Here is an 845-nt window from a genome sequence, read left to right as displayed (position 1 = left end):
GGCATTATCGAGCACCACAACGGCGAACGTGTCAGGGTCTTTCTGAGTCACAAACGTGTCGAAGGCTTCGATGACCGTCTCGGCCGTCACTGATTCCGTCGTGGTATGGTAGACAAGCTTCCCTGCACGGCTGAGGAACCCTAATACGTTTAGTCTTCGGCTACGAGAGTAGGCGGTCACTTCGCAGGGTTGACCGACAGGGCTCCACGCGTATGGCACTGACGACGATTGTGAAAAGCCTGACTCATCAAAATAGTAAAGCTCGTGCTCGCCTTCGTCTTCCTGCTGCTGAAGCGCCTTAAGGAGGCCCTGAGTATTGCGGAAATCCCTTTCGTTACGCCGTGCCTTCAGTGAATGACGAATGCGCTTGAAGCTGAGATCATTTTTTTTTTCAACGCCCGGCGAAGGGTCACCGTGCTAACTGTCTTGCCAGTCTCTTCCTGAAACCGAGCCTGTAAGGATCGAATCTGATGAGGCTGCTCAACAACCATTTCTTTCAATCGCTGGTTGTCGTGCTCGTCCAGAATAGGTGTCCGACCACTGCGGGGCTTATCGGCGAGCCCGTCAAGCCCCAACGTTTCCCATTGTTTGAGCCATCGAGAGACGGCATCGCGGCGAACCTGCAGAATGTCACTGATCTGGTTGATGGTATGGCCCTGACCACTCAGCAGGATGGCATTCGCACGTCGACGTAAAGCCCGCTTCTCGCTTTGGTGATAGGCCTTGGTTAGTGCCTGCTGCTCAGACTTTGTGAGAGGATCAACAAAGCGACGCCTTGCCATAGGTTTATCCGTATCAGTGATTTTAAAATCGATGTTACACGGAAATTTGTGATCAGGCACTTA

At 52.5% G+C, this 845-nt stretch carries 1 pseudogene; it reads right to left on the bottom strand.

Annotation, left to right across the window (positions count from 1 at the left end):
• A pseudogene (locus ACT3TJ_RS17995) lies at positions 1–782 on the bottom strand (IS630 family transposase); the annotation flags it as partial.
• Positions 783–845: the final 63 nt, after the last annotated feature.

Source organism: Halomonas sp. AOP30-A1-24 (genome assembly GCF_052378165.1).
GTDB classification, from domain to species: Bacteria; Pseudomonadota; Gammaproteobacteria; order Pseudomonadales; family Halomonadaceae; genus Vreelandella; species Vreelandella citrativorans.
This window is presented reverse-complemented; position numbering and strand designations above follow the sequence as displayed.